Below are 25,431 nucleotides of genomic sequence, written 5' to 3'. Positions count from 1 at the left end.
TCGGGTCTCGCCGGGGTTGGACGGAGGTGAGCGGCGTGCGGGTCGACGAGGTGATCGAGCACTGCCTGGGCAAGCCGGGGGCCGTGGAGACCTATCCGTTCGGGGAGCACGTGCTCGTGGTGAAGGTCGTGGGCAGGGCGTTCGCGTTCATCGGGCTGGAGCGGCCCGGCTCGGTGGGGCTCAAGGGCGGCGCGAACCGGGAGGAGGCGGCCGAGCTGCGGGAGCGTTATCCGGAGTCGGTGGCTGTACTCGACTATCTCGGGCGGTACGGCTGGAATCGCGTGGACCTGGGTGCGAGCCCAGCCGCTGCGGTGCCCGACGAGGAGCTCAAGGAGCTGCTCGACGCGTCCTACGAGGCGGTGCGGGCGAAGCTGCCCAAGGCGCGTCGGCCGTGAGCGGTCAGGAGACAGGGCGATCCGGAGCCGGAGCGTTCTCGTCCGGCTGAAGGACGCCGAAGATGTTCCCCTCCGTGTCCTTGCAGTACGCGAGCCAGCCGACGCCCGGGACGGGGTCCTTGGCCAGCGCCATGGTGCCGCCGGCTTGGGCGACGGCGTCGATGGTGGCGTCGACGTCGGTGACCTCGATCGTGTTGATGAAGCCGGAGACCGGGGCGTCCTCGGCGGGTGCGGGGCCGCGGCGGGGGAGGAGGCCGCCGTCGATGCCTTCGCCGTCGCCGGTGGAGACGACCCAGTACGGGACCTCGCCCCACTGTTCGATGTGCCAGCCGAACACGGCGGTGTAGAAGGCGACCGCGCGCTGCGGGTCGCCGGCGTGGATTTCGAAGTGGACGGGCCGGGGCATGGTTGCCTCCTCACACCGGGCCGACAGGGCGCGCCCGAGACTACGCGCCCCCGCCGGTCCTCACCCGGCGAGCGAGCCGGCCAAGATCCACAAAGGACTCACAGGCGAGGGCGGTCCGCCAGAACCTGGTTCGCGTCGAAGTCCGGGAACCCCGCCGGCTCCGTGGCCGCAGCCAGCGATCGCGACGAAGCGGCCGGCAGACCGGCCCAGCGGCGGATCGTCGCGGTCGCCTCCGCGGCCTGCGCGGCGGGCAGCTGCGCGATCGTCGAACCGTGGTTGCCGCCCGGCACGAAGTAGCGGTACGAGTCGCGCGAGCCGTACCCGAGCTCGAACGGCTCCGCGCCCCACGGGTCGTTCGAGCCGTACACGAACAGCAGCTGCCGGCCGTGCGCCTTCACCCAGAAGTCGACGTCCGGCATCGCCAGGAAGTCGAAGCGCGGCAGCTTCACCGACGCGGGCACGAACGTCGAAGGCACGTCCGTGCCCGGGTAGCGCAGCAGGTCGCGCAGGTAGCTGTCGTACGCCTCGGGCGAGCCGAGCTGCACCGCGGCCTGGTAGTAGTACGGCACGAACGGCTCGAGCTCCTGGTCGGAGTACGTGTTGAGGCTCTCCACCTGCTCGAACCACGCCCACACGTCGGAGGCAGCCGCACCCGCGCGGGGGATCGACGCGCACGCCGACGCCGGCTGGTACTGCCAGAACGCGAAGTACGAGTCGATCACCGAGATCTCGAGCGACTCGTCGATCGACCCCACGGTGGTGAACGTGTAGCCCTTGTGCGCGGCGTCGTCCTTGGCCAGCGCACCCAGCTCGTCACGCCGTTTCAGCGCGTCGCGCTGGATCGCCCTCAACGATGCGCGGCACGCGGGGTCGCCGACGTTCGCGAGGAACCGGTTGTACTTGTCGATCGGGTCGATCACGTCGTTGGGCGCGACGTAGGGGATCGTGCCGTTGACGTCGTCCGGGAAGAAGCGGCGGAAGTACGTGGCGGTCATCCCGCCCTTGCTGCCGCCGGTCGCGAGCCACTTGCCCGGGTAGATCTTCTTGAACGCCTGCACGGCCGCGTGCTCGTCGGCCGCGGCCTGCCAGATCGTGAGGTCACGTGACCAGTTCGCCGGCTGCGGCCGCGAAGGCGTGAAGTAGCGGTACTCCATCGAAAGCTGGTTGCCGTCCACGATCCGCGTCGGCTCGGAGCGGTTCGGGGACAGGGACACGTTGTACCCGCTGGTGAACGCGACCGTCGGCGCGGAGAAGTCGCGGTGCAGCAGCGTGTACCGCTGCTCGAACTTCGGCCCGTCGGGCCGGCGGTGGTCGGCCGGCTGCGTGAACGTCAGCTCGAAGAACCGGTACCCCGCCGGTGCCGGGTCCTCCTTCACCACCGTCAGGCCCGGGATCGTGGCCAGCGCGGCCGCGATGTCCTCCTCGCCGGCCGCGCTCGCGACCGGCGTGAGCCCCACAGCAGCCAGCACGACGGTGGACAGGACGGTGAGCAGCCTGCGCACGTGGTTCCCCCTCGACGGCCCCGAGATCAACTTCCGGATCCTCACAGACCCGGCCGCGCCCGGCAAGGCGCGCCATCCGGTCGGGCGCCGACTTCCGTAGGGTCCGCGGCTAGCGCGTCAGCACACGGTCCACATAGGACTTGATGCGCGCCAGCGACTCCGCCGAACGCCACATCCGGTCCACGTGCACGTCGTCGGCGGCGCGGTTCTCCGCGATCCGTTCGTGGTAGGGCTGGCGCAGCTGCGCCTTGGTGTGGGCGAACGCCTCCGCCGGCAGCTCGCCGAGTCGGGCGGCGAGCTCACGCGCCCGGCCGAGCACCTCCTCCGGCGCCGCCACCTCGTCGACCAGGCCGCGGGCGAGCGCGTCGTCGATGGTCAGCGTGGCGCCGCTGTACATGAGCGCGGCGAGCGGGTTCGTGCCGTAGGCGCAGCGCAGGATCTCCGTCGCGGCCAGCGGGAACGGCACGCCCACGAGCAGCTCGGTCACGCCGACGCGCCCGGGGCCGGCGGCGGCCACCCGGTGGTCGCACCCGGCGGCCAGCACCATCCCGCCCGCGATCGCGTGGCCGTTGACCGCGGCGACGAGCGGGTGCGGGAAGCCGAAGACCGCCAGCAGCGCGTCGGAGAGCGCGGGCAGGAACCCGCCGACGTAGCTCGCACCACCCGCATCGAGGCTGAGCAGGTCGACGCCGGCGGAGAACATGTCGCCCGACCCGGTCAGCACCGCGGCTTTCGTGCCGTCGGCCGCCTCCTCGAGCTTGAGCACGAGCTCCCGGCAGGTGGCGGTGTCGAGGGTGTTGCCGCGGCCGTGCTCCAGCGTGAGCACGGCGACGCCGTCTTCGACTGCGAGGTGGATGGTCACGCGAGGAGACGTTACCGGCGTCCGGCCGCCCGTGCGGGACGGCCGGACGCCGGGCGGGTCAGCTCGTGATGTCCCGCGTGGCGAACCGGCGACCGGCCAGCAGCAGGAACACCGTGGTGTAGATGAGCGACGAGAGCACCCCACTGGCCATGTTCGACCAGTCGATGTCGGTGGAGATCAGGTCGATCCAGGCGAACGAGTAGTGCGTGGGCAGGTAGTTGCGCAGCCCTTCGAGCGCCGTGATCTGGTCGAGGATCTGCGACAGGATCGCCACCAGCACCGTGCCGCCCACCGCGCCGAGCGGGGCGTCGGTGGAGACGCTGAGCAGCAGCGCCAGCCCGGCCACCCACGCCAGCTGGATGATGATGTACACAGTGGACAGCACGAGCGCGATCATGCTGTCGCCGAAGGTGACCGCGTCGCCCGTGGGGCTGATCGCGTCGCCCGCGCCGTACCAGATCACGCCCACCAGCAGCGACACCAGCGGCAGCAGCACCAGCGCCGCGGCGGACAGCAGGCCCGACACGATCGCCTTCTGCCGCAGCAGCCGGTGGCGCGGCACCGGGATCGCCAGCAGGTACTTCAGGCTCGACCACGACGACTCGCTCGCGATCGTGTCGCCGAAGAACAACGCCACGATCATCGGCAGCAGGAACGTGCCGGACACGAACAGGGCGAGCACCACGAAGTTCGGCGCGCTCGCCGTCGCGAGGTCCACGAACCCGCCCGAGCGGCGGTTCGGGTTCGACTGCCCGACCTCGAACGCCACCACGAGGATGAACGGCAGGATCGCCACGAACCCCAGCACCAGCTGGGTGCGCCGCCGCTTGAACTGCCGCTTCAGCTCCACGCCGAGGCGCAGCGTCCGCTCGGCGCGGTAGCCGGCGACGGCGCCGTCCGGGCCGACTTCGGCCTGCTCGGCCTTCGCCAGCTCGCTCAGCTCCCGCAGGGCGGCGGGGTCGGTGTGGACCCCGCCCGAACCGTTGGTGTTGCTCATGAGTTGTCTCCGACCAGCTGCAGGAACGCGTCTTCCAGCCGGCGCCGGGGCCCGGCCTGCTCCACCGCGACACCCGCGCGCACGAGTGCCGCCACCACGTCGGCGCGCGGCATCCCGTCGAGGTTCGCGTGCACGAGGTCACCCTCGACGTCGATGTCCGTGACGCCGCTGAGGCCCTTGAGCGCCGCCGAGGCCGCCGCCGGGTCGCCGACGCGGAACGTCGCCTCGCCGCTCGCGGCCGCCAGCTCGCCGACCTCGCCCGAGGCCACGAGCGTCCCGCGGTGCATCACGACCACGTGCGAACAGGTCTGCTCGACCTCGGCCAGCAGGTGGCTCGAGACGACGACCGTGCGCCCGGTGGCGGCGTAGCGCTGCAGGACCTCGCGCATCTGGTGGATCTGGGGCGGGTCGAGCCCGTTGGTGGGTTCGTCGAGCACCATGAGCTCCGGCAGCCCGAGCATCGCCTGCGCGATCGCGAGGCGCTGGCGCATGCCCTGGCTGTAGTTCTTCACGCGGCGGTTCACCGCGTCGCCCAGGCCCGCGATCTCGAGCGCTTCCGAGAAGTGGGCCTTCTCGGTGGGCCGCCCGGTCGCCGCCCAGTACAGCTCGAGGTTCGCCTTGCCCGACAGGTGCGGCAGGAAGCCGGAACCCTCCACGAAGGACCCGATGCGCGACAGCACGGGCGCGCCGGGCGAGATCTTGTGGCCGAACACGCGGATCTCGCCCGCGGTCGGCGTGATCAGGCCCATCAGCATGCGCAGCGTCGTCGTCTTTCCCGCGCCGTTCGGGCCGAGCAGGCCGAGCACCTGGCCCGGCTCCACGCGGAAGGACAGGTCCTTCACGGCCACGAACCCGCCCGCGTACTGCTTGCGCAGCCCCTTGATCACGAGCGGCGTGTCCGCCAGGTCCGGGTCGACGTCGTGCGCGCGCCGGCGGCGGATCGCGGCGAACACGAGCGCGATGATGCCGACGAGCAGCGTCACGCCGATGCCGATCAGCTGGCCCTTCGGCGCCGGCGTGCCCACCGACGTGCCGGGCACGACCGGCACGGCGAGCGCCGAGCCCGAAGCCAACGCGATGCGGAACACGCCCGGCGCGGTCGGCGTCGAGAACGACTGGTCGGTGGTGCCGACCACGAGCCGCAGCGAGTGCCCGGCCTCGATCGGGCGCACGATGCCCGGCAGCGTCACCGTCACGTCCACCGGGGTGCCGTTCGCCGGCAGGTTCGCCACGCGGAACGGTGCCACGGCGTTGGCCGGCAGCACGCGGGTGCCGTCGGGACCCACGTCGTAGAGCTTCGCGAACAGCACCGCCTCCGGCAGCGGGTGCGCTGGATCGGTGGCGACCTGCAGCCGCACGGTGCTGGAACCCGCGATCAGGACCTGACTGTCGAACGGCGCGCTGCGGAACTGCGCGGCCTGGCCCGGCGGGTCGGTGCTGAACAACGGCGCCAGGCGTGACGAACCCGCCGCCAGCCCGTTGAGACCGGGGATGCCGCTCACGGCCGCGGGGTTGGCGCCCGCGGGCCGCACGGCCGGCTGCGGCGGACCGGCGAGCGCGATCTGGCGGCGTTCGGTGCCCGCGCCCGCGAGGCCCGGGTACGCGTCGGTGCTGACCGTGCGCACGGACGGCGCGCCGTTGGCCCGCAAGGTGCCCTGCACGTCGTAGCTGAAGCCGGTGCCCGGGTCGCCGTCGCCGGTCAGCGCCGACCACAGGAAGTCACCGATCTTCGCCCGCAGCTGCGGGCCGGGGACGCCGCCGTCGTGGCCGCCGGTGTACCAGATGGTGCGGACCTTGCCGCCGGCCGCGGAGATCTGGCGCGCGGTGGCGTCGGACTGGTCCAGGCCGAACAGCGTGTCGCTCTCACCCTGCACCAGCAGCGTCGGCACCGTGATCTTGTCCGTGACCGACGCGGGTGAGACGCGGTGCAGCAGCGCGACGGTCTGCGCGCTCACCTTCCCGGTGGTCGCCAGCTCCGTGTACGCCTGGCAGACCTGCGCGGTGAAGCGGCCGCACGGGTCGGCGGCCGGCGCCTGGCCCGGCTGGGCCTGGCCGGGGACCGGGGCGAGGGCGGCCTGCGCGTCGCCGCCGCCGCCGGTGCCTCCGGTGCCGCCGACCGAGCCGCCGTTGTCGTCGGTCTCCTGCCCGGCCTCGGGTGCCTCGGCCGAAGAGGATGCTCCCGCGCTCGGCGCGCCCGAGCCGGAGGAGAAGAAGATGCCCGCCCAGCTCTTCTTGAACACGCCGTCGGGCGCGAACTCGCCCGCCGCCGGGGTCTTCGCTGCGGGCGGCGTGGTGGCGCCGGCGTTGGGGATCAGGCCCTGGGCCAGGTCGTTGTAGGTGATCACCGGGGCGACGGCGGCCACGCGTTTGTCGGTGCCGGCGAGCAGCAGCGACAGCGCGCCGCCGTAGGACGCGCCGGTGATGGCGATCTCTGGCGCACCGCCCGCGCGGGTGGCGACTTCGTGGCTCGCGACGAGGTGGTCGATGAGCCGGCTCGCGTCGGCGACCTCCGCGTCGGGGTCGTTGAGGCCGATCTTGCCGGTGCTGCGGCCGAAACCGCGCGCCGACCAGGTCAGCACGACGAACCCGCGCTGGGCGAGCTCGCGGGCCTGGGGGTCCACGCTGGACTTGTCGCCGCCGAAACCGTGGGCCAGCAGCACGGCGGGGGCGGGCGTTTTCTCGGGGTAGTAGGTGGTGGTGTCGATGCGGACCTGCTCGGCCGAGCCGGGCGCGGCCGGCATCGCCAGGAAGGCGTCCTGGGTCCGGACGGGAGCGGGCTGCGAGCCGCTCGTGGTCCAGACGGCCACGACGGCGGCGACGACCACCACGACCGCGGCCAGCGCGGCCAGCCGGGCACCGCGCGTGCGCGGCAACGGGATTCGGGGCACGTGCTGACGTTATTTGAGCTTCGCTGAGAGCCGCGCGCGGGGCTCACACGGATCAGACATCTTCTTGCCAATCCGACCAATGCAGGCCGCCCCCACGCAGCACGTAACCGTTGCCACGAAGCCATTCGGCCGTGACGGTGGTCGGATTGGCAACGATCGGCACAGTTCACGCGAGCACGGGCGTTTTTCGGCCTCGGTGACGGAGGTAACACCACCGGTTCGGTGACGAGGGCAACCTCCGCTGGCGTTCGCGCGCCGTAACCGGCAAACTGGACGCGCTGTGAGGGGAGTATTCCTTCGCGGCGGTGTCGTCAGCACGGTGGCGTGGCCCCCGGCACCGTCGGCCGGTAGAAAGGAACCGGCGGAAGAGACCTCCGGTTAGTTGCTGCTACGCGCTACCCGGAGGTAATTGCTGTGATGACTGTCCCCCTGTGGTTGTGGATCGCCACGGTCGGCGGCCTGCTGGCCCTGATCGCACTCGATCTGGTGATCGTCGACCACAAGCCCCACGCGATCAAACCGGCCGAGGCCGCGCGGTGGGTGATCTTCTACATCGCCTGCGCCGTCGTGTTCGGGATCGGCGTGTGGGTCTTCGCCGGGCACGACCCGGGCGTCGAGTTCTTCACCGGGTACATCACCGAGTACTCGCTGAGCGTCGACAACCTGTTCATCTTCATGATCATCATGGCGTCGTTCAAGGTGCCGGCGATCCACCAGCACCGCGTGCTGCTCGTGGGCATCCTGCTCGCGCTCGCGATGCGCAGTGTGTTCATCGCGGTGGGCGCGGCGCTGATCGCGCAGTTCGTGTGGGTGTTCTTCCTCTTTGGCGCGGTGCTGATCTGGACCGCGATCAGCATGCTGCGCAAGAAGGACGAGGAAGAGGAGTACCACGAGAACGCGGTGACCCGGTGGGTCCGCAAGGTCGCCCCGGTGACCGACGACTTCCACGACCACAAGTACACGGTCAAGGTCAACGGCAAGCGGATGATCACGCCGATGCTCGTGGTGATCGTCGCCATCGGCTCGGCCGACCTGCTGTTCGCGGTGGACTCGATCCCGGCCATCTTCGGGATCACCCAGGAGGCCTTCCTGGTGTTCACCGCCAACGCGTTCGCGCTGATGGGCCTGCGCCAGCTGTACTTCCTGCTCGGCGGTCTCGTCGAGAAGCTGGTGTACCTGTCCTACGGCCTCGCGGTGATCCTCGCGTTCATCGGCGCGAAGCTCGTGGTGCACGCGCTGCACGAGTACCACGTGGCGCCCGACTGGCTGGACATCAACAACTGGGTGTCCCTCGGCGTGATCGTGGTCGTGCTGGCGATCACCACGGTGGCGAGCCTGGCCAAGGCGAAAAAGGACGAACGGGCGCGCGTCCCGGCGGAATAAGTCTTTCGCTTTGCTAATGATCCGGTACGGTCGTCGGCATGCGACCAGCCGACATCGAAGCCCTCGTCGTCCCCGGCCGCCCCGCACTCCGGGGTGACCTGCTCCTGACCGCGGTCAAGCACCCCGACCTCGAGTCCAATGCCAACCACAGCGCGTTGCGCCGGGTGGGACTCGGGGGAGGGGACACCGCTTGGACGCAAGGTCCGCACGACGCGGCCCCGGCGATCTCGCCCGACGGGCGCTGGGTCGCGTTCCTGCGGGCGGGCGAGGGAGAAGGCGCCGACGGCAGTGCGCAGGTGCACGTGATGCCGGCCGCGGGCGGCGAAGCGAAGCGGCTGACGTCGCTGCACCTGGGCGCCGACGCGCCGGTGTGGGCGCCGGACTCGCGGCGGCTCGCGTTCACCGCGCGCGTGCCGGAGGCGGGCCGCTACGGCACCGAGGACGCAGACGGTGAGAAGCCGGAGCCGCCCGCCGAGGCGCCGCGCCGGATCACCCGCTTCGACTACCGCATCGACGACGTCGGGTTCCTGCGTGACCGGATGAAACGGCTGTTCGTGCTCGACGCGGTCAGCGCGTTGGACGCCGCCGCGCTGCCCGAGTTCGAGCCGATCTCGCCGGTCGCCTACGACGTCGACGATCCCGCGTGGACGCCCGACGGCGAGCGCGTGGTCGTCACCGTGGCGCAGGACTGGGACCGCGTGGAGACCGACTACCGCGACCTGGTCGCGTTCCCGGCCGGTGGCGGGGAGCCCGAGCTGCTCGTGGCGTGCCACGGCTACGCGGAGCAGCCCGTGTTCGGTCCCGACGGCACCCTGTTCTTCTACGGTTCGTCCTACGAGGACGGTCACCGCGAGGCCTGCAACACCGGCCTCTACGCCGCCACGATCGGCACCGGCGGTCCGGCGAAGGCGCGGCGGATGACCGACATCGAGACCGTCGACGTGGAGAGCGGCTCCGGCCCCGCGATTCCCGTGAACGGCGAGGTGCTCGTGGCCGTGCGCAACCGCGGCGCGGTGGAGCTGCGCGCGGTCCCGGCTTCGGCCGACGCCGCCGTGCTGGCCGACTTGCGCGTGCTGCACGACGGCCACGTGGTGGTGCGCGGCTTCGCGGCCGACGGCGACACGATCGTCGCGGTGGTCGCCACGCCGGAGACCTCGGGTGACGTCGTCGTGCTCGACGCCGGCGGCCCGCGGGTGCTCACCGACTACTCGAAGCCGTTGCGGGACAAGGGGCTGCGGCCTGTCGAGGAGCTCACCACGACCTCGCCCGACGGCTACCCCGTGCACGGCTGGCTCGTGCTGCCCGAGGGCGAAGGCCCGCACCCGGTGCTGCGGGTCGTGCACGGCGGGCCGTTCGCGCAGCAGGACTGGGCCGTGTTCGACGAGGCCCAGGTCTACGCCGCGGCCGGCTACGCCGTGGTGCTCGGCAACCCGCGCGGTTCGGCGGGCTACGGGCAGGGCCACGGCCGCGCGATCACGTTCGGCTTCGGCACCGTCGACGTCGACGACGTGCTCGCGCTGCTGGACAAGGCGCTCGAACGCCCCGACCTCGACTCCTCGCGCGTCGGCATCATGGGTGGCTCGTACGGCGGGTTCATGACCAGCTGGGTCGCCTCCCACCACCCGGAGCGGTTCAAGGCGGCGTGGAGCGAGCGCGCGGTGAACGCGTGGGACTCGATGGTCGGCAGCTCCGACATCGGCTACTTCTTCGTCGACTCCTACATCGGCACCGACCCGGAGGTGCTGCGCGACCGCAGCCCGCTGACCTACGCGGCCGACATCACCATCCCGTTCGCGGTCGTCCACTCCGAACAGGACTGGCGCTGTCCGCTGGAGCAGGCGCAGCGCATGTTCGTGGCGCTGCGCCGCGCGGGTGCCGACGCGGAGTTCCTGCTGTTCCCGGGCGAAGGCCACGAGCTGTCGCGCGCGGGGCGCCCGCGTCACCGCGTGCAGCGCTTCGACGCGGTGCTGGAGTGGTGGTCGCGCCACCTGGGCTGAGCGCTCAGTTGAGGAGCGTGTAGTTCAGCTCTTCGCAGACCCGGCCGAGCGGGACGTCGAGCCCCGGGTGGTCCAGCGGCAGCAGGACATCCGGGGCGATCGGCAGCGCGGCGCCCGCCGGCGGGTCCCACAGGCACACGGACGGGTCGCCGGAGTCCATCGACGAGCGGTACCAGAGCCCGTCGAGGTCGGGCAGCGCGCTGCGGATCGCGCGCGCCCAGGCCTGGGTGATCTTCTTCGGCCCGCTGGAAATTTCCTGCGACGCGCCCACGCGCGTGGGCCACAGGCCGGTGAGGTCGAGCAACCTCAACGGCCGGACGGGGCGCACGACCACGAGCCGCGGCCCGCGTGTCTTGCGGTCGACCGTCGAGCTCGTCTGGAACACCTCGGCGACGCTCGTGCGCACGGTGAGGCCGAAGTACAGCACGCCGTTGCCCGGGTCGGTCACGGGCTGGCCGCCGCGGCCGGGCGGCTGCTGGTCGAACCGGCCGTGCGGGAGCGGGCCGGTGTAGCGGAACGAGTTCCACTGCTGCGGGTGGTTGCCGTGCGCGGTGAAGATGCGGACCAGCCTGGTCTCGGGCTGTACCGCCACCACGTCGTGGGCGCGGTCCAGCTCCTTGACCAGCACGGATCGCGCGGGCGGCAGGGGGAGCCGGGCCATGCGTCGGGGGTCGTCCGTCCTGTGTCGGTGATCTTGGGCGTCGGGACAGCCTAGAACGGCGAGCCGAGCGTGGCGACGAGGCGCGCGACCTGCTCGGGATCACCGCCCGAGAGGAGCCACTGGCGCGGCGTGGCCGGCCGGTCGCTGATCACCAGATCGTCCTGCGGGGTGTTCATGAAGGCGGCGACGACGAGCGCGGGCTGGTCCTCGGGGATCGCGCGCAGCACCGCCTCGAGGCCGGGCAGCACGCCGGAACCGTTGAACTGCCACGACGGCAGCCGCCAGCCCTGGTCCTTCCAGCCCGTGAGCCGGCCTTCCTTGAGGCGGTGGCGGATGCGGCTGTCGTCGATCTTCAGCGCCTTCGCGGCCTGGGTGACGGTGAGCGCCGAGTCGGCGAGCACGGCGTGGGCGGCCACGGTGCGCGCGCGGAAGTCGGGTTCGTCGTCGCCGTGCGGCGTGAGGTCGAGCCCCACGTCCGCCAGCGCGGCCTGCTGGTCGGGCGAGAAGTAGTGCGACGGATCGGGGTTCGGCGGTGACAGCCTGCGCGCCGCGTCCTCGACGAGCGTGAGGAACTCCGTGGCGTCGGCCTTGAGCCCCGCCTTGGCGAGGACGTTCTCGAGCGCGACTGACATGCGCTCAGACTAGCCCGCGTGTGCGGGTTCGTGCGGTTGGTCACCGGATCTGTGGGTGAATTCACCAGAGATCGACACTCAGTGCACAGAACCCAACACGCGGCGTAGGCGATTTCGCGTCAGTCTGCCCGGCCGGTGGTGGTGCTGTCCAGGCTTTCGTGCCCTTGACACTCCGCCGTGGCCCCTTTACGTTCGGTTGGTAATCGATTTCCCGCCTCGTGCTGTTGCGGGCTCCGGCGGTCTCGGCCGCCGGTGCTGGGGGGACAGGGGGTGGGACGTGCCTGGTGCACCGGTACTGGCCGGTCCACCAGGCACGTCGTCTTTTTTCAGGGTTTCGGCCGCTCACGGGTTCACGGCCCGGGACCGCCAGAAACCCAGGTTGTGGCGGGCGGTCCGCGTGATGCGGTGGTCGGGTCCGCACGTCCGGCTCGCCTCCTCGAGCACCTGCCCGAGCTGGGCGGCCGCGTCGGCCGGGTAGCCGGCGATCCCGAGCCAGCACGCCAGGATGCGGCGGACGGACAGCTCGCCCTCCGCTTCACGGGACGCCGCTGCTTCGGGTGACTCCAGGATCTCCCGCCAGAACCGGGCCATCGCCAGGGCGTCGCCGGCGGAGGAGGCCGAGCTGACGGCCGCCTTCCGCTGCGACAGGTGCCAACCGGGACCCCAGATCCGTTCGAACTCGTCGAAGACTTCCCAGCAGGCGCTGTGCCGGCGTTCGTCGTGCAGGCGGCGGAGGCCTTCGAGGTCGCGGTCGTCCGGCGTGAACACCCTGACCGCGTCCCGGAGCACGCCCTCGAGCTGCGCCAGCGCGCCGACTTCGTCACCGGCTTCGGCCCACGTCGCGGCGAGGTTGCGCCGGACGGCCAAGGTCTCTCGGTGATCGGGGCCGAACGCCCTCGTGAAATCCGCGAGCACGGAGCCCAGTTCGTCCGCGCCGTCGAGCGGATCGTTGCCCGGAAGCCGGAGCACCGCGAGGTTGTGGCGCGTCACCAGTGTTTTTTCGCTGTCCCGGCCGAGCACCCGCCGCTGGTCCGCGATCAGTTCTTCCAGCGCACCGAGGACGCCGGTCTCCTCTTTCGCCGCGCGCGTCTCGAGGACCAGCTGCCGGGTGTACAGCGTGTACGGATGATCGTGCTTGAGCGCTCGCCGCTGGTCTTTCTCCAGCTTCTTGAGCTCGCGCAGCGCGCCATCGAGGTCGCCCGACCAGAAGCGCAGACAGCCGAGGAAGTAGCGGGTGAGGAGGGTGTCGGCGTCGGTGCGTCCCAGGATCCTGCGCTGGTCGTCGAGGACCTTCGCGAGTTCCTCCTCGCCGCCGCGATCACCCGGCGTGGTGGAGGCTTGGGCGAACGCGACTTTGCCGCGGGTGGACAGCGTCGCCCGGTTGAGGGGACCGAGCGTCCGGGTCTGCTCCGCCAGCAGCTCCCGCAACGGGTCGGCGTCGTCGTGCACCAGCAGGCCGCGCACGACGAGCAGGTGACCGCGGATCTCGTGGGTGTCCGGATGGTCCTGGCCGAGGCGGCGCACCGCCTTGCGATGGAGGTACTGGAAGTAGAGGGCCGCGGGCTGCGTCAGCCCGGCGTCCTTGAGGGCCGTGCCCGCCCGGATCAGGACCGGGTGGCATCGGCCCCGCCACAGCTCTTCCTCCGCCCACGAACGCAGTGCGCGGGCGGCGGAGAAGAACACCTGGTGCGGCCCGGCTTCGCCACGAGGCTCCGGCCACGCGTCCAGCAGGGCGTCGCCGGCCGCGCGTTCGCCCAAGGCGGGTGGGTCGGGCGCGCTCGCCGCTGCCAGCCAGGCCGCCGTCACGTCGTTGACGCCGGGTGGCGGTGACCACTGGTCCACCAGTGCTTCGCGGGCCTGTTCCCGGGCGAAGTACAGGTGCTCCAGGAGGATCCGGCGCACCCAGCCGTCGAGGCGGACCGAGCGCCGATCGTCGACGGTGACCAGCCCCAGGCGGGCCGCCTGGTTCACCGCGTGCCGGACGTCGTCGGTCGTCATGTCGCGGCCGGTGCTCGTGGCCAGGAACCGGGAAAGCGCCGGCGATTCGAAGAACGCCATCGGGACGGGACCGCCGGCCACCCGCGCGGCGAGGTCCAGCACCGGCCTGACGAGCCCGTCGGCCAGGTCGAGCATCAGCGCGCAGGTGGCGACCACGTCAAGGTGCACGGTCTCCGAAAAGCCGTTCTGCAACGGCATGTTCGTGTGCGCGAGCGCGCTGTGCACGGGGCGGAGCCGATCGCGGCGCGCCGACCACGCGTGCAGGAACTCGGCGTAGGTCGCATCGCGCAGCGCGACCCACGAGGCGGCGTGCGCGAGGGTTGGGGGAAACCCCAGCAGCGCGTTCGCGAGCTCGTCCGCGCCCGCGGCGCGGCCCGGGCTGCCGGCCTGTCTCGACCGCAGGTAGGCCACCGCTTCGGTCTCGTCGAACGGGTCCACCCGGATGCGCCGGACGCCGGGCGGGAAGACGGCGTCTTCTTCCCGCGTGGTGACGACGGTCTGCCCGGTCTTGTGCCGCGGTGGCCACAGCTCGCGCAGGTCCTCGACCTCCATCAGGCCATCGAGGACGACCAGCCAGCTTCGGCTCGTCTCGGCCAGCCACGTCAGGAACCGCCGGATCGCCTGTTCGCCAACGGCTTCCTCGCCGAACACGGCCGCGGCGGCCGCGAGGTAGCCGAGCTGCACCGCCTCGCGCGATTCGGCGGTGAGCCACACGAGCAGGTCGAGGTCGCCCCGTTCGAGCAGCTGCCCGGCGTGGCCCACGGCCAGCTGGGTTTTGCCCGCACCGCTCATCCCGGCGAGCACCACGGTCCCGCCGGCGCCGAGTTCGCCGGCGATCCCGCGGTATCGGAAACCCGCGGCGTGCGGGGGCACGAAGCCGACGAGTTTCGGCCACTCGTCCCGCGACTGCTCAGGAGCGGCGAACTGCTGGTTGACCGTGACGCTGATGTCGCGACCGGCCCGGACCTCGCGGAGCCCGAAGGAGGGCGTCGCCGGACCGGTCGCTCTCAAGGGCGGGCCGGGTTGTCACCTTCTTCGACCCGGATGCCCTCGATCACGATGCTGCCCTGGGCCTCGACGCGGCTGAGCTCGACGCCGGTGGCGTTGCCGCGAACGGAGACATTGCTGATCCTGATCAGCTGGGCCGCCACGTCGTCGAGGTCGACACCGACCGCGCGCGCGGCCGCGGCGTCGTGCTCCTGCACCGCGGTGACCACCCGCTGCGCCGCTTCGAGCACCTCCGCGTCCTCGGCGGCGCCGGCGTCGGCGAGATCCTCCTCGAGCGACTGCTGCTTCGCCGCGGATTCGGGCCGGCGCTCCACCGGAGTGACGTCGACCTTGTGGCGACCCGTGATCAACTGCTTCAGCGCACCGTAGGCGTCGCGCACGGCCGATTGCGCCTGCTCCTTCAGCCCGGCCGTCGCACCGGCGACCACTGCCGCGACGATCAGTGACACGGGTTCCATGTTCGGACGACCCCTCCCCGTTCGGCCAACGCGAAAAATCTATACCGAAGCGGCCGCGGCCGGGTGACCTCCGCGGAAGTCACCCCCGCCGGCGCGAGCTCTGCCGTTCGATGAGCCGCGCTTCCAGCGTCGTCGTGGTGGGGCGGCGGGTGCCGTCGGTGATGCGGGCGAGCAGAAGCTGCGCGGCGACGCGGCCGACCTCGTAGGCGGGCTGGGCGACGACCGTCAGCGGCGGGTCGATCAGGGTTGTCCAGGGGGCGTCGTCGAAGGAGACGATGCCGACGTCGCGACCGGGGCGCACGCCGCGGCTCGCGAGGGTCTCCAGGACGCCGATCGTCATGGTGCTGTTGGCCACCAGCAGCGCGTCCGGGGGATCCGGCAGTTCGAGCAGTTCGGTGGCGGCCACGCGCGCGCCCTCGGCGCGGTACTCGGCGCGGCGGAAGAGCGCGTTCTCCTCACCGACGGCGTCGAGGTAGCCGGAGAGGCGGTCGTCGGCCGTGCGGACGCCGGCGGGACCGGTCAGGCACGCGATGCGGCGGTAGCCGCCGGCCACGAGGTGGCGGGTCGCGTCGCGGGCGGCGCGGCGGGTGTCCACGAGGACCTGGTCGCCGTCCGGGCCGGTGAGCGGCCGGTCGACCGCGACCACCGGCGTGCCCTGGCGGCGCAGGCGGTCGACGTTGGTGGAGCGGCCCGTGGGGGAGAGCACCACGCCGGCGACGCGTTCCTGGAGCGCGACGTCGATGTAGCGGCGCTCCTTGTCCTCGTTCTCGTCGGAGTTGCACAGCACCACGGAGTAGCCCGAGATCTGCGCGAGATCCTCGACGCCGCGGGCGATCGCCGTGAAGAACGGGTTCTCGACGTCGGAGATGATCAGCGCCAGCACGGCCGTCTCCTGGCGGCGCAGGTTCCGGGCCAGGCCGTTGGGGTGGTAGCCCAGCTCCTCGGCCGCCACGAGCACCCGCGCCGCGAGCTCCGGGTCCACTGTGGACTTGCCGTTGAGGGCCCGGGACACCGTGGCGGTGGAGACGCCGGCGCGCGCGGCGACGTCGCTGATCGTGGCCACCGTGACCTCCTCCGGCTGTCCTTGACACCCTCGTCCCCCGAAGAATAGCGTCCCGGGTAATCGTTTACCGTCCGCATACGGGGAGTCGCGGTGGATCCGGGCCTGCTGCTCGGCATCGACATCGGCACGTCCAGCTCCAAAGGCGTCCTCGTCGGTGCCGACGGGACGATACTGGCGCGCGCCGGCCGCGCGCACACCACCTCCCGCCCGCGGCCCGGCTGGTTCGAGCACGACGCGGAAACGGTGTGGTGGGCCGACTTCACCGCGCTCGTGCGCGAGCTCACCGCGGCGGCCGGCGACCGGCCGCTCGCCGGGCTGGCCGTGAGCGGCATCGGGCCGGTACTGCTGCCCGCCGATGCCGACGGCCGGCCCCTGCGCCCGGCGATCCTCTACGGTGTGGACACGCGCGCGGGCGCGGAGATCGCCGAGCTCACGGCGGAGCTGGGCGAGGAGTCCATTGTGGAGCGTGGCGGCAGCGCGCTGTCCAGTCAGGCCGTGGGACCCAAGTGGCGCTGGCTGTTCCGGCACGAGCCCGAGGTGGCCGAGCGCGCGAAGCTGTTCCTCATGGCGAGCTCGTACCTCGTGCTGCGGCTGACCGGGGAGTACGTGCTCGACCACCACTCGGCGAGCCAGTGCGACCCGATGTACGACCTGCGCGCCGGCGCGTGGGCCGAGGACTGGGCCCGGCTGGTCGCGCCCGGCGTGGAGCTGCCGCGGCTGGCGTGGCCGACGGAAGTGGCCGGCACGGTTTCCGCCCCGGCGGCAGCGGCGACCGGGCTGCCCGCGGGCCTGCCCGTCACCTGCGGCACGGTCGACGCGTGGGCCGAGGCGGCGAGCGCCGGGGTGCGGGCGCCCGGCGACACGATGCTCATGTACGGCACCACGATGTTCCTCGTGCAGACCGCCGCCCAGCCGCGGCCGGTGACGGGCCTGTGGGCCACGCGCGGCGCGTTCGCGGGCACCTACTCGCTCGCCGCCGGGATGGCGACGTCCGGTGCGATCACCGACTGGCTGCGCGACCTCGTCGGCGGCGAGTTCGCCGACCTGGTCGCCGAGGCGGGCGAGGTGCCCGCCGGCAGCCGCGGGCTGCTGATGCTGCCGTACTTCGCCGGCGAACGCACGCCGGTGCCGGACCCGGCCGCGCGCGGGGTGCTTGCCGGGCTCACGCTGTCGCACACCAGGGCCGACCTCTACCGCGCCGCGCTGGAAGGCACCGCGTACGGCGTCCGGCACAACCTGGAGGCGATGGGCTCCGGAGAGGGCCGCCGTCTCGTCGCGGTCGGCGGCGGCACGCAGGGTCGCGTGTGGACGCAGATCGTGAGCGACGTGACGCGTGCGGAGCAGCACGTGCCCACCGAGACGATCGGCGCCGCCTTCGGGGACGCGCTGCTGGCCGCGTTCGCCGTGGGGCTGGAGCCCGACATCGACGCGTGGAACCCGGTCGCCACCGTCGTGCGGCCCGATCCGGCGCGCGCCGACGTCTACGACGAGTTCTACGCCCGCTACCGCGCCCTGTACCCGGCGACAGCCGACATCGCGCATTTCCTTGCCGCACAACAGGAACGCGCGGCCCAGGCTCAGACTCAGGAGAAGTAGGCCCTCGGCGTGAGCCCGGTCAGCGCCCGGCACTCCCGTGACAGATGGGCCTGGTCGGCGTACCCGGCACTGGCGGCGAGGTCGGCCAGCCCCGGCGCGCGCGGAGCGAGGGCGATGGCGCGTTGCAAGCGCAGCACGCGCAAGTAGGTCGCCGGTCCGTAGCCCACCGCCACGGTGAAGCGGCGCCGCAGCTGCCGTTCGCCCACGGCCGTCGCCGGGGCGCCCACACGGGCCGGCGCAGTGTGCAGGTGTGACAGCAGCTCGGCCACGGCCGGGTCGGGGTCGGCTTCCCGGCCGGCGACGACGTCGGTGAGGCTGCGCGCGCCGCTGAGCACCGCGTCGGTCAGCAGCTCGCCGCGGCGGCCCCACACCTCGGCCAGCGGGAGCCGCCGGTCGCGCAGCTCGTCGGCCGCGACGCCGAGCACCGCCGGCGCCGCGCCGGGGTGGAACCGCAGGCCGTTCAGCGTGGCGCCGGGTGAGGTGACCGACGACCACGCAGCGGTGTCCGGGCCCGCGACGAAGACCTCGCCGTCGCCGGCGACGAGATCCACGCAGCCGTCGGGCACGATCCGCTTCGGGCCCGCCTGGACCGACCGCCACAGGCAGCGGACCACGGCGCGCACCGGCTCGGGCGCGAGCGTCTCCGAGTACACGCCCCGATTCTCCCCTCCGGGTACGACAGAATGCGACCCATGACCCCGATCGACGCGCTGGCCTGGGTTCACGTCCGCGACCGGCGGCTGCTGTCGGTGCGCACGCGGGGCAAGGAGAAGTTCTACCTGCCCGGCGGCAAACGCGAGCCGGGCGAGGGCGACGTCGCGGGGCTGTGCCGCGAGATCCGCGAAGAGCTGGGCGTGGAGCTCGACCCGCTGACCTTCCGCTTCTTCGCGCTGCTCGACGAGCAGGCCGACGGGTTCGCCGACGGCCGCCGCGTGCGCATGACCTGCTACACGGCCGAACACACGGGCGAGCCGGCGCCGTCGGCCGAGATCGCCGAGGCGGCGTGGCTGGGCGCCGCCGACGCCGCGGTGTGCCCGCCCGCCGGGCAGCGCGTGCTGCGGATGCTGGCCGAACAGGGGGGCGTGGACTGACTCTCCGTGACCGGCTATCACGACGGTGTTATGGGCATCGTCCGTGGTGACCACATCGGTGACTGGTCCACCGGGGCACCCGTAAGGGTGAAGTTTCACCAACTTTGCGCGGTTGGCTAACGCCGAGTGACGTTCGGACGAGAACCAGGCATCGTACTCGTCAGAAGTGCGCTCGAACGAGAGAAGACCTCTCCATGAGTGTTCCTGCCGCGACCCCTCCGGCATCGCCGCCGGGTGCGGGTGGTCCGGGCCGGCTCAAGCCGCTCGGCAGCGTGGTCGTCGTGGTCGGCGTCATCGCCGTCGCGATCGCCGTGGCCTCGTACGTCACGCCCAAAGCGGCGCCGAGGGCCGGCGAACCCGGCCAGGCGTCCCCGACCGAGGTCGCGCAGGCCGAGCCCGTGGCCGTCCAGGACGTCACCCGCACCATCGTCTACGCGCTCGAAGGCGAAGGCGGCGCCCGCAATCTCACCTACGTGGCCGCCGACGCGGGCCTCGAGCAGCAGACCGAGGTCACCACGCCGTGGTCGGTCACCGTCACGCGCACCGCGCCCGCCGGCGAAGCCGAGTTCGCGAGCCTCGCCGCGCAGAGCGCCGGGCCGGGCGCGCTGACCTGCCGGATCACCGTGGACGGCGCCGTCGTCGCCGAGAAGTCCGTGTCGGGGGAGGGCGCGCAGCTCAGCTGCACCGCATGAGGTCCGGGTGAGCCTGCCTGGGGCAGGATCACGGGCGTGAACGGTGCGATCGGGTTCGGGCCCGCCCTGGTGATCGTCCTCGCGGTGCTCACGCTGGCCGGAGGCGCGGTGGTGCGCTTCGGCGGGCTGGGGCAGGGCCGGGCGGTGCTGGTGGCGGCGGTCCGCGCGATCGCGCAGCTCGCGCTCGTCTCCCTGGTGATCACGTTGATCCTGCGGTCGGGCTGGCTCACCGGCCTGTTCGTGCTGTTGATGTTCGCGATCGCCGTCGTCACGTCGGCCTCTCGCATCGGGGTGCCGCGCCGGATCGGCTGGGTCGCGCTGGCGCTGGCTTCGGGTGTCGCGCCCGTGCTGGCCCTGGTGCTCGCATCGGGAGTTGTGCCGCCGGAACCGATCACGGTCGTGCCGATCGCCGGCATCGTGATCGGCGGGACGATGACCGCCACGTCGCAGTCGGCGCGCCGCGCGCTCGACGAGCTCGCCCTGCGCCACGGCGAGTACGAAGCCGCGCTGGCGCTGGGTTTCCTGCCCCGGCTGGCCGCGCTGGAGATCTGCCGTCCGTCGGCCGGGCAGGCCCTGATCCCGGCGCTCGACCAGACGCGCACGGTCGGGCTGGTCACGCTGCCGGGCGCGTATGTCGGTCTGCTGCTCGGCGGCGCGGGCCCGATTCAGGCCGGCATCGCGCAGGCGCTCGTGCTGATCGGGCTGCTGGCCGCGGAATCCGTTGCCGTCCTGACGACCGTGCAGCTCGTCGCGGCGGGGTTCATCCGCCGCGACGAGCCGGTGCGCCGCCGGTGGACCTTCGCGTGGGTGCCCCGGCGTCAGCCGAGCGGCGCCGCCAGGTGAGCGGTGTCGTTGAAGCGCCGCACGAGCCACCGGTCGCCGTGCACCACGAGGTGGGAGATGGACCCGTTGTCCGCGCCCAGGAACGCGAAGCGGTCGACCGCGCGGCTCGCCTGCGCGAACACCTCGCCGATCACGCCGCCGTGGGTGAACACCGCGACGCGGCGGTCGGGGTTCGCCTCGGCGATCCGCGTGAGTGCCCGGCGGATGCGCAGGCCGAACGCCTCGTCGGACTCCGCGCCCGGGATCACTTCCCAGCGCTGCTCGGTCCAGAGCCGGTCGACGATCGGGTGCCCCTCGGTCGTGTACTGGCGGAAGAGCCCGTTCTCCCAGTCGCCGAGGTGGATTTCGCGCAGTTCGGGCACGACCTCGGGCGTGAGGCCGAGCTTCTCGGCGAGCGGCGCGGCGGTCTGCACGGTGCGCCGCAGCGTCGTGACGTAGAGCGCGTCGATGCGCTCGCCGACGAGCCGTTCGCCGATGCGGAGGGCGTGGTCGCGGCCTTCGGGTGCGAGGTCGGGGTCGGCCTGGCCGTCGACGAGGTCGAACGGTGCGCTGATCCGCGCGGGCGCGGATTCTCCGTGGCGCACCAGGAAGATCTCGGTCGCTCCCGGCGGGGGGCTGAACCGGTGCTGGCGGTATTCGACTTCCTGCTCGGGCGTGCTCATGGCCCCGACCCTATCCGGGCCGGGTTGCGAGCCGGGGTCCTCAGCCCAGCTGTTTGTCCACGAAACACCAGCGCCACGTCTCACCCGGTTCGAAGCTGCGCATCACCGGGTGGCGGCTGTCGTGGAAGTGCAGTGTCGCGTGCTTGCGCGGCGAGGAGTCGCAGCACGCGACATTGCCGCATTTGAGGCACATGCGCAGATGCACCCAGGTCGTGCCTTCCGCGATGCACGCGGCGCAGACGTCGGGAGAGCTCGGATCGACGTCGCGCCACGGGTGTGCCAGGTGCTTGCACGAGCGCGCCGTGACGGCCGGCGTGCTGAGCTCGCGCTCGACGACCGGTGCTTCCTCTTCGACGCGGTCGAGCAGCGACTCCTCGATGTCGAGCCGGGCCAGCACACGGCGCAGCACGGTGTCGTCGGCCGTGCCGTTGTCGCGCGCCAGCAGGAACTGCTCGCGGTCGACCTCCAGCAGCTGCAGGCGCAGCCGCCGGTAGGCGTCGCTCGGCGTCTCCGCGAGCGCGCTCTGGCGGCCGAGCTGCTCCCACGCCGAGTCGGCGCGGTACTGGAGGCGGTCGCGCAGCCGTTCGACGATGTCGGGCGGGTCGTCCGGGGTGCTGATCTCCTCGAGCTTCGCGAGCGCGGCCCGGGTCATGTCGTTGACCACGGCGGCTTCCTGCAGCGCGTCTTCCGCCGGGTCGGGCCGTGGCAGGCGCAGGCGCCGGATCAGCGTCGGCAGCGTCATGCCTTGCACCACGAGCGTGCCGGCCACGACCACGAACGCGGCCAGCACCAGCACGGCGCGCTGCGGGGTGTCGGCCGGGAGCACGAACGCCGCGGCGAGCGTGACCACACCGCGCATGCCGGCCCAGGCGATCACGGCGGAGTAGCGCCAGGGCCAGATCTTCGGCTTCTTGACGAAGCGGGCGGTGAGGCGCTTCTGCACGCCGATGCCGATCAGCCACAGCACGCGCGTGAGGATCACCGTGCCGAGCACCGCCGCGCAGATGCCGAGGAGCTCCCACACCGACAGGCCCGTCTTGGAGACGTCGATGAGGATCCCGCGCAGCTGCAGGCCGATCAGCAGGAAAACCATGTTCTCCAGCAGGAACTGCACGGTCTGCCAGTTGAGCCGCGACGCCAGCCGGGTGGAGCCCGAGAGAATGCGCGGCGATTCGTGGCCGAGCATGAGGCCGCAGACGACCACCGCGAGCACCCCGGAGCCGTGCGCGACCTCGGCCAGCAGGTACGCGACGAACGGCACGGCGAACGACAGCGCCGTGTCCGTGACCGGTTCCTCCAGGCGCTTGCGCAGCTGGGTCGCGACGAAGCCGACCAGGAGGCCGACCACGATCCCGCCGACCGCGGCGAGCAGGAAGTCGAGCCCGACCTGCCACAGGCTGATCGACCCGGCGATGGCCGCGATCGCGGTGCGCAGGGTGACCAGCGCGGCCGCGTCGTTGAACAGGCTCTCGCCCTCCAGCAGCCGCACGAGCTTGCGCGGCATGCCGACGCGGCGCGCGACCACGCTCGCCGCCACCGCGTCGGGCGGCGCGACCACCGCGCCGAGCGCGATCCCGGCGGCGAGCGGCAGGCCCGGCACCACGGCCCAGGCGACCACTCCGACGCCGAACGCCGTGAACACGACGAGACCCACCGACAGCACGAGGATCGGCCCGCGCAGCTTGTTGAACGCCACCAGCGACGTCTGGATCGACGCCGAGTACAGCAGCGGGGGCAGCAGCCCGATCAGCACGACCTCGGGGTCGAGCTGGTAGTCGGGCAGGCTCGGGATGAACGACGCCGCGACCCCCACCGCGACCAGACACAGGGGCGCCGACCAGTCCAGACGCCTCGCGATGACCGTGACGACCAGGACCGTCACGACCAGCGCCACCAATTCCGCCGCGATGTGCACGGGGTAATCATGACCCGCGCGCGGCCGCGGGTGCTCGCGGGACACGGAACTCGCCACCTGCGTGATCAGTAGGCTGGCTCGCGTGACGACGGTGGAGACGCGAGCCGGTGCGGTGCGTGGCGAAGTGCGCGACGGAGTCGGGTATTTCCTGGGCGTGCCCTACGCCGAGCCGCCCGTGGGCCCGCTGCGGTTCCGGCCGCCGCGACCGGCCGGCAGCTGGGCCGGCGTTCGCGACGCGACGCGGTTCGCCGCGCGGGCGCCGCAGCCGGAGGTGACCGGGCGCGGGTTCACCGGTGAGGAGGACTGCCTCCACGTCAACGTCTACGCGCCGGCCTCACCCGGGCCGTACCCGGTGCTGGTGTGGATCCACGGTGGTGGCGGGGTGATGGGCTCGCCGCATCAGTTCGACGCGTCGGCGTACGCGCGCCGAGGCATCGTGGTGGTGACCGTCGGCTATCGCCTCGGGGTGCTGGGCATGCTGCGGCTGCCCGGGGTGTCCGAGGGGAATCGTTCGCTGCACGACCAGGTGCTCGCGCTGGAGTGGGTGCGCGACAACGTGGCGGCGTTCGGCGGCGACCCGGAGCGGGTGACGCTCGCCGGGCAGTCGAACGGCGGGCGCACCGTCGGCACGCTGCTGGCCGTGCCGCGGACGCGGGGGCTCTTCCGCCAGGCGATCGTGCAGAGCGGCACGGGCGTCGGCTCGGTCGTGCACACGCCGGCCGAGGGCGAGGCCGTGGCGGCGGCGCTGCTGGCCGACCTCGGCGTGGCCGCGGACGAGCTCGCGACGCTGCCGGTGCCGCGGATCCTCCAGGCGCAGCAACGGGTCGCGGCCGCTTCGGGAAAGCTCGTGACCTACCGCGTGATCGTCGACGGCGACCTGCTGCCGCGGTACCCGGGTGAAGCCGTGGCCGACGGCGCGGCGCGCGACGTACGGATCCTCACCGGCACGACGGCCGACGAGCAGGACCTGTTCTCCTGGCTGCAGACCGGCCGCGCGAAGCTGCTGGGCACCGGCTCGACGATGCTCGACGACGAGACGATCGCCAAGGGCGTCGCCGCGTACCGCGAGCTGCTGCCCGGCTGGCCCGAGGACCAGCTGCGCAACCGCGTGCGGACGGCCGGCGACTGGTGGCTGCCCGCCATCCGGCTGGCCGAGGCGCAGCACGCCGCCGGCGGCACCGCGTGGATGTACCGGCTCGACTGGCGGATCGCGCCGCGCGGCAAGGGGCTCGGCGCGGTGCACGGGCTCGACCTGCCGTTGATGTTCGACGACATCGGCAACAAGAACTGGCGCTTCCTGTTCGCGCTGGCGAAACCGGATCCGGCTCGGCTGCAGGCGATGGCGACGCAGATGTTCGACGTGTGGGTCCGCTTCGTCGCGACGGGCGACCCGGGCTGGGCTCCGTACGAGCCCGGCGCGCGGATCACACGGCTGTTCGACGACGTGAGCACGACCGTGTCCGATCCGGACGCCGGGCAACGCCGGCTGTGGGATTCCCTGTGAGCGCCGTTTCGCAGGACAGGTTCAGAGTGCGCTGACGTAGAACCACTGGCCGGCTTCGCGGACGAAGCGGCTGTTCTCGTGCAGCGTGTCTTCGTTGCCGCGGAAGCGGTAGTGCGCGCGGAACTCGACGGTGCCTTCGTTCTGCAGCAGCCCGCCGCCCGTGCCGCCGAGGATGTCGAGGCCGGTCCACTCCTGGCCGTCGTCGAGGCGCAGCCGCTTCGGGCGGGTGTCCGGGTGCCACGTCGCCAGCAGGTACGCGGGATCGGCGACCGCGAACGCGCTGTAGCGCGAGCGCATGAGCAGCTCGGCGGTGGGCGCGGCCTGGCGGCCGTCGTGGAAGCGGCCGCAGCACTCGGCGTAGGGCTGGGGCAGGCCGCAGGGACAGCGTGGGTCAGGCGCGGGCACGCTTGACCCCGGCCTGGGCGGACTCCTGCGCACCCTTCACGGCCAGCCGGTCGGCGCGCTCGTTCTCGGGCAGGCCGGCGTGGCCCTTGACCCACAGCCACTCGACCTCGTGGCGCTCGCCCGCGGCGTCGAGGCGCTGCCACAGGTCAGCGTTCTTCACGGGCTGCTTCGCCGCAGTCTGCCAACCGTTCTTCTTCCACCGCGGCATCCACTGCGTCACGCCGTTGCGGACGTAGGTGCTGTCGGTGTAGATGCGCACGACCGAGGGCCGCGTGAGGCTTTCCAGCGCGCGGATCGGCGCCATCAGCTCCATGCGGTTGTTGGTGGTCACGGTGTCCTCGCCGCCGTAGAGCTCGCGCTCGTGGCGGCCGTAGCGCAGGAAAGCGCCCCAGCCGCCCGGGCCGGGGTTGCCGCTGCACGCTCCGTCGGTGTAGATCTCCACGGCCTCATCGCTCACGCAGCGACCCTACCGA

General features: G+C 72.2%; 23 protein-coding genes. 8 read left to right on the top strand and 15 right to left on the bottom strand.

The features are described 5' to 3' along the window. Positions 1–35: 35 nt before the first annotated feature. On the top strand, positions 36–395 hold the full coding sequence (locus ACQPXB_RS30125) for an MmcQ/YjbR family DNA-binding protein (RefSeq protein WP_432845266.1): 360 nt from the start codon (positions 36–38) through the stop codon (positions 393–395). 4 nt (positions 396–399) lie between these two features. On the opposite strand, the gene ACQPXB_RS30120 is transcribed toward ACQPXB_RS30125, so the two are convergent. The 5 genes from ACQPXB_RS30120 to ACQPXB_RS30100 all read right to left on the bottom strand — a co-directional run bounded on the left by ACQPXB_RS30120 (position 400) and on the right by ACQPXB_RS30100 (position 7,050). Further along, positions 400–801: a VOC family protein gene (locus tag ACQPXB_RS30120; RefSeq protein WP_366581506.1), complete on the bottom strand. Its 402-nt coding sequence runs from the start codon at positions 799–801 to the stop codon at positions 400–402. Between the two features lie 98 nt (positions 802–899). Then, a complete protein-coding gene (locus tag ACQPXB_RS30115; RefSeq protein ID WP_432845265.1) occupies positions 900–2,303 on the bottom strand; it encodes a S28 family serine protease in 1,404 nt (467 codons plus the stop codon). A 109-nt stretch (positions 2,304–2,412) separates the two neighbouring features. Continuing rightward, a complete protein-coding gene (locus ACQPXB_RS30110) occupies positions 2,413–3,165 on the bottom strand; it encodes an enoyl-CoA hydratase/isomerase family protein (protein ID WP_432845264.1) in 753 nt (250 codons plus the stop codon). Between the two features lie 58 nt (positions 3,166–3,223). Beyond that, positions 3,224–4,162: an ABC transporter permease gene (locus ACQPXB_RS30105; protein WP_432845263.1), complete on the bottom strand. Its 939-nt coding sequence runs from the start codon at positions 4,160–4,162 to the stop codon at positions 3,224–3,226. Next, complete coding sequence (locus ACQPXB_RS30100; RefSeq protein ID WP_432845262.1) at positions 4,159–7,050, bottom strand: alpha/beta fold hydrolase; 2,892 nt, start codon at positions 7,048–7,050, stop codon at positions 4,159–4,161. Before ACQPXB_RS30100 ends, ACQPXB_RS30105 begins: the two co-directional genes overlap by 4 nt. Before the next feature lie 417 nt (positions 7,051–7,467). On the opposite strand from ACQPXB_RS30100, the gene ACQPXB_RS30095 reads away from it, so the two are divergent. Both ACQPXB_RS30095 and ACQPXB_RS30090 read left to right on the top strand, forming a co-directional pair. Continuing rightward, positions 7,468–8,433: a TerC family protein gene (locus ACQPXB_RS30095; protein ID WP_366581515.1), complete on the top strand. Its 966-nt coding sequence runs from the start codon at positions 7,468–7,470 to the stop codon at positions 8,431–8,433. A 38-nt stretch (positions 8,434–8,471) separates the two neighbouring features. Continuing rightward, positions 8,472–10,430, top strand: a complete 1,959-nt coding sequence (locus ACQPXB_RS30090; protein ID WP_432845261.1) for an alpha/beta fold hydrolase — start codon at positions 8,472–8,474, stop codon at positions 10,428–10,430. A 4-nt stretch (positions 10,431–10,434) separates the two neighbouring features. On the opposite strand, the gene ACQPXB_RS30085 is transcribed toward ACQPXB_RS30090, so the two are convergent. From ACQPXB_RS30085 to ACQPXB_RS30065, 5 genes are all read right to left on the bottom strand, one after another. Further along, entirely contained in the window at positions 10,435–11,091 is a 657-nt protein-coding gene (locus tag ACQPXB_RS30085) for an RES family NAD+ phosphorylase (RefSeq protein WP_366581519.1), read from the bottom strand. Between the two features lie 50 nt (positions 11,092–11,141). Next, positions 11,142–11,723: a DNA-binding protein gene (locus ACQPXB_RS30080; protein WP_364185642.1), complete on the bottom strand. Its 582-nt coding sequence runs from the start codon at positions 11,721–11,723 to the stop codon at positions 11,142–11,144. 342 nt (positions 11,724–12,065) lie between these two features. Continuing rightward, a complete protein-coding gene (locus ACQPXB_RS30075; protein ID WP_432845260.1) occupies positions 12,066–14,732 on the bottom strand; it encodes a hypothetical protein in 2,667 nt (888 codons plus the stop codon). Beyond that, on the bottom strand, positions 14,729–15,178 hold the full coding sequence (locus tag ACQPXB_RS30070) for a hypothetical protein (protein WP_432845259.1): 450 nt from the start codon (positions 15,176–15,178) through the stop codon (positions 14,729–14,731). The genes ACQPXB_RS30075 and ACQPXB_RS30070 overlap by 4 nt, the downstream gene beginning before the upstream one ends. Positions 15,179–15,266: 88 nt before the next feature. Beyond that, positions 15,267–16,250: a LacI family DNA-binding transcriptional regulator gene (locus tag ACQPXB_RS30065; protein ID WP_366581524.1), complete on the bottom strand. Its 984-nt coding sequence runs from the start codon at positions 16,248–16,250 to the stop codon at positions 15,267–15,269. 90 nt (positions 16,251–16,340) lie between these two features. Between ACQPXB_RS30065 and ACQPXB_RS30060 the strand changes: the two genes are divergently transcribed. Then, on the top strand, positions 16,341–17,846 hold the full coding sequence (locus ACQPXB_RS30060; protein WP_432845258.1) for an FGGY-family carbohydrate kinase: 1,506 nt from the start codon (positions 16,341–16,343) through the stop codon (positions 17,844–17,846). On the opposite strand, the gene ACQPXB_RS30055 is transcribed toward ACQPXB_RS30060, so the two are convergent. After that, entirely contained in the window at positions 17,834–18,499 is a 666-nt protein-coding gene (locus ACQPXB_RS30055; protein WP_432845257.1) for a helix-turn-helix domain-containing protein, read from the bottom strand. The two genes, ACQPXB_RS30060 and ACQPXB_RS30055, sit on opposite strands and share 13 nt — an antisense overlap. 39 nt (positions 18,500–18,538) lie before the next feature. Here ACQPXB_RS30055 and ACQPXB_RS30050 point away from each other — a divergent pair, with 39 nt between their 5' ends. The 3 genes from ACQPXB_RS30050 to ACQPXB_RS30040 all read left to right on the top strand — a co-directional run bounded on the left by ACQPXB_RS30050 (position 18,539) and on the right by ACQPXB_RS30040 (position 20,472). Continuing rightward, positions 18,539–18,937 (top strand): NUDIX hydrolase, encoded by a 399-nt coding sequence (locus ACQPXB_RS30050; RefSeq protein ID WP_432845256.1) that lies wholly within the window; start codon positions 18,539–18,541, stop codon positions 18,935–18,937. Positions 18,938–19,131: 194 nt separating this feature from the next. Further along, positions 19,132–19,629 (top strand): MmpS family transport accessory protein, encoded by a 498-nt coding sequence (locus ACQPXB_RS30045; RefSeq protein ID WP_366581531.1) that lies wholly within the window; start codon positions 19,132–19,134, stop codon positions 19,627–19,629. Between the two features lie 36 nt (positions 19,630–19,665). Next, positions 19,666–20,472 (top strand): ABC transporter permease, encoded by an 807-nt coding sequence (locus tag ACQPXB_RS30040; protein WP_366581533.1) that lies wholly within the window; start codon positions 19,666–19,668, stop codon positions 20,470–20,472. On the opposite strand, the gene ACQPXB_RS30035 is transcribed toward ACQPXB_RS30040, so the two are convergent. Together ACQPXB_RS30035 and ACQPXB_RS30030 are read right to left on the bottom strand one after the other, a co-directional pair. Further along, positions 20,448–21,134 carry a histidine phosphatase family protein gene (locus tag ACQPXB_RS30035; protein ID WP_366581535.1) on the bottom strand — a complete coding sequence of 229 codons (687 nt, stop codon included), beginning with the start codon at positions 21,132–21,134 and terminating at the stop codon, positions 20,448–20,450. The genes ACQPXB_RS30040 and ACQPXB_RS30035 overlap by 25 nt on opposite strands. Before the next feature lie 40 nt (positions 21,135–21,174). Continuing rightward, the gene (locus tag ACQPXB_RS30030) at positions 21,175–23,049 is read right to left on the bottom strand and encodes a Na+/H+ antiporter (RefSeq protein WP_386949584.1); all 1,875 of its coding nucleotides are present in this window, start codon (positions 23,047–23,049) and stop codon (positions 21,175–21,177) included. Between the two features lie 82 nt (positions 23,050–23,131). Between ACQPXB_RS30030 and ACQPXB_RS30025 the strand changes: the two genes are divergently transcribed. After that, positions 23,132–24,553 (top strand): carboxylesterase/lipase family protein, encoded by a 1,422-nt coding sequence (locus ACQPXB_RS30025; RefSeq protein ID WP_432845254.1) that lies wholly within the window; start codon positions 23,132–23,134, stop codon positions 24,551–24,553. Positions 24,554–24,574: 21 nt separating this feature from the next. On the opposite strand, the gene ACQPXB_RS30020 is transcribed toward ACQPXB_RS30025, so the two are convergent. Together ACQPXB_RS30020 and rnhA are read right to left on the bottom strand one after the other, a co-directional pair. Continuing rightward, complete coding sequence (locus ACQPXB_RS30020; protein WP_386949578.1) at positions 24,575–24,958, bottom strand: YchJ family protein; 384 nt, start codon at positions 24,956–24,958, stop codon at positions 24,575–24,577. Next, positions 24,945–25,415 (bottom strand): ribonuclease HI, encoded by a 471-nt coding sequence (gene rnhA, locus ACQPXB_RS30015; RefSeq protein WP_386949575.1) that lies wholly within the window; start codon positions 25,413–25,415, stop codon positions 24,945–24,947. Before rnhA ends, ACQPXB_RS30020 begins: the two co-directional genes overlap by 14 nt. Between the last annotated feature and the right edge of the window lie 16 nt (positions 25,416–25,431).

The sequence above is a fragment of the Amycolatopsis sp. CA-161197 genome (assembly GCF_050942255.1).
GTDB lineage: Bacteria > Actinomycetota > Actinomycetes > Mycobacteriales > Pseudonocardiaceae > Amycolatopsis.
This window is presented reverse-complemented; position numbering and strand designations above follow the sequence as displayed.

What these genes read in the sequence shown, in the direction of transcription:
- ACQPXB_RS30120 (WP_366581506.1), bottom strand. Translation starts at nt 801, where the DNA reads ATGCCCCGGCCCGTCCACTTCGAAATCCACGCCGGCGACCCGCAGCGC.
- ACQPXB_RS30105 (WP_432845263.1), bottom strand. Translation starts at nt 4,162, where the DNA reads ATGAGCAACACCAACGGTTCGGGCGGGGTCCACACCGACCCCGCCGCC.
- ACQPXB_RS30095 (WP_366581515.1), top strand. Translation starts at nt 7,468, where the DNA reads ATGACTGTCCCCCTGTGGTTGTGGATCGCCACGGTCGGCGGCCTGCTG.
- ACQPXB_RS30090 (WP_432845261.1), top strand. Translation starts at nt 8,472, where the DNA reads ATGCGACCAGCCGACATCGAAGCCCTCGTCGTCCCCGGCCGCCCCGCA.
- ACQPXB_RS30085 (WP_366581519.1), bottom strand. Translation starts at nt 11,091, where the DNA reads ATGGCCCGGCTCCCCCTGCCGCCCGCGCGATCCGTGCTGGTCAAGGAG.
- ACQPXB_RS30080 (WP_364185642.1), bottom strand. Translation starts at nt 11,723, where the DNA reads ATGTCAGTCGCGCTCGAGAACGTCCTCGCCAAGGCGGGGCTCAAGGCC.
- ACQPXB_RS30050 (WP_432845256.1), top strand. Translation starts at nt 18,539, where the DNA reads ATGACCCCGATCGACGCGCTGGCCTGGGTTCACGTCCGCGACCGGCGG.
- ACQPXB_RS30045 (WP_366581531.1), top strand. Translation starts at nt 19,132, where the DNA reads ATGAGTGTTCCTGCCGCGACCCCTCCGGCATCGCCGCCGGGTGCGGGT.
- ACQPXB_RS30035 (WP_366581535.1), bottom strand. Translation starts at nt 21,134, where the DNA reads ATGAGCACGCCCGAGCAGGAAGTCGAATACCGCCAGCACCGGTTCAGC.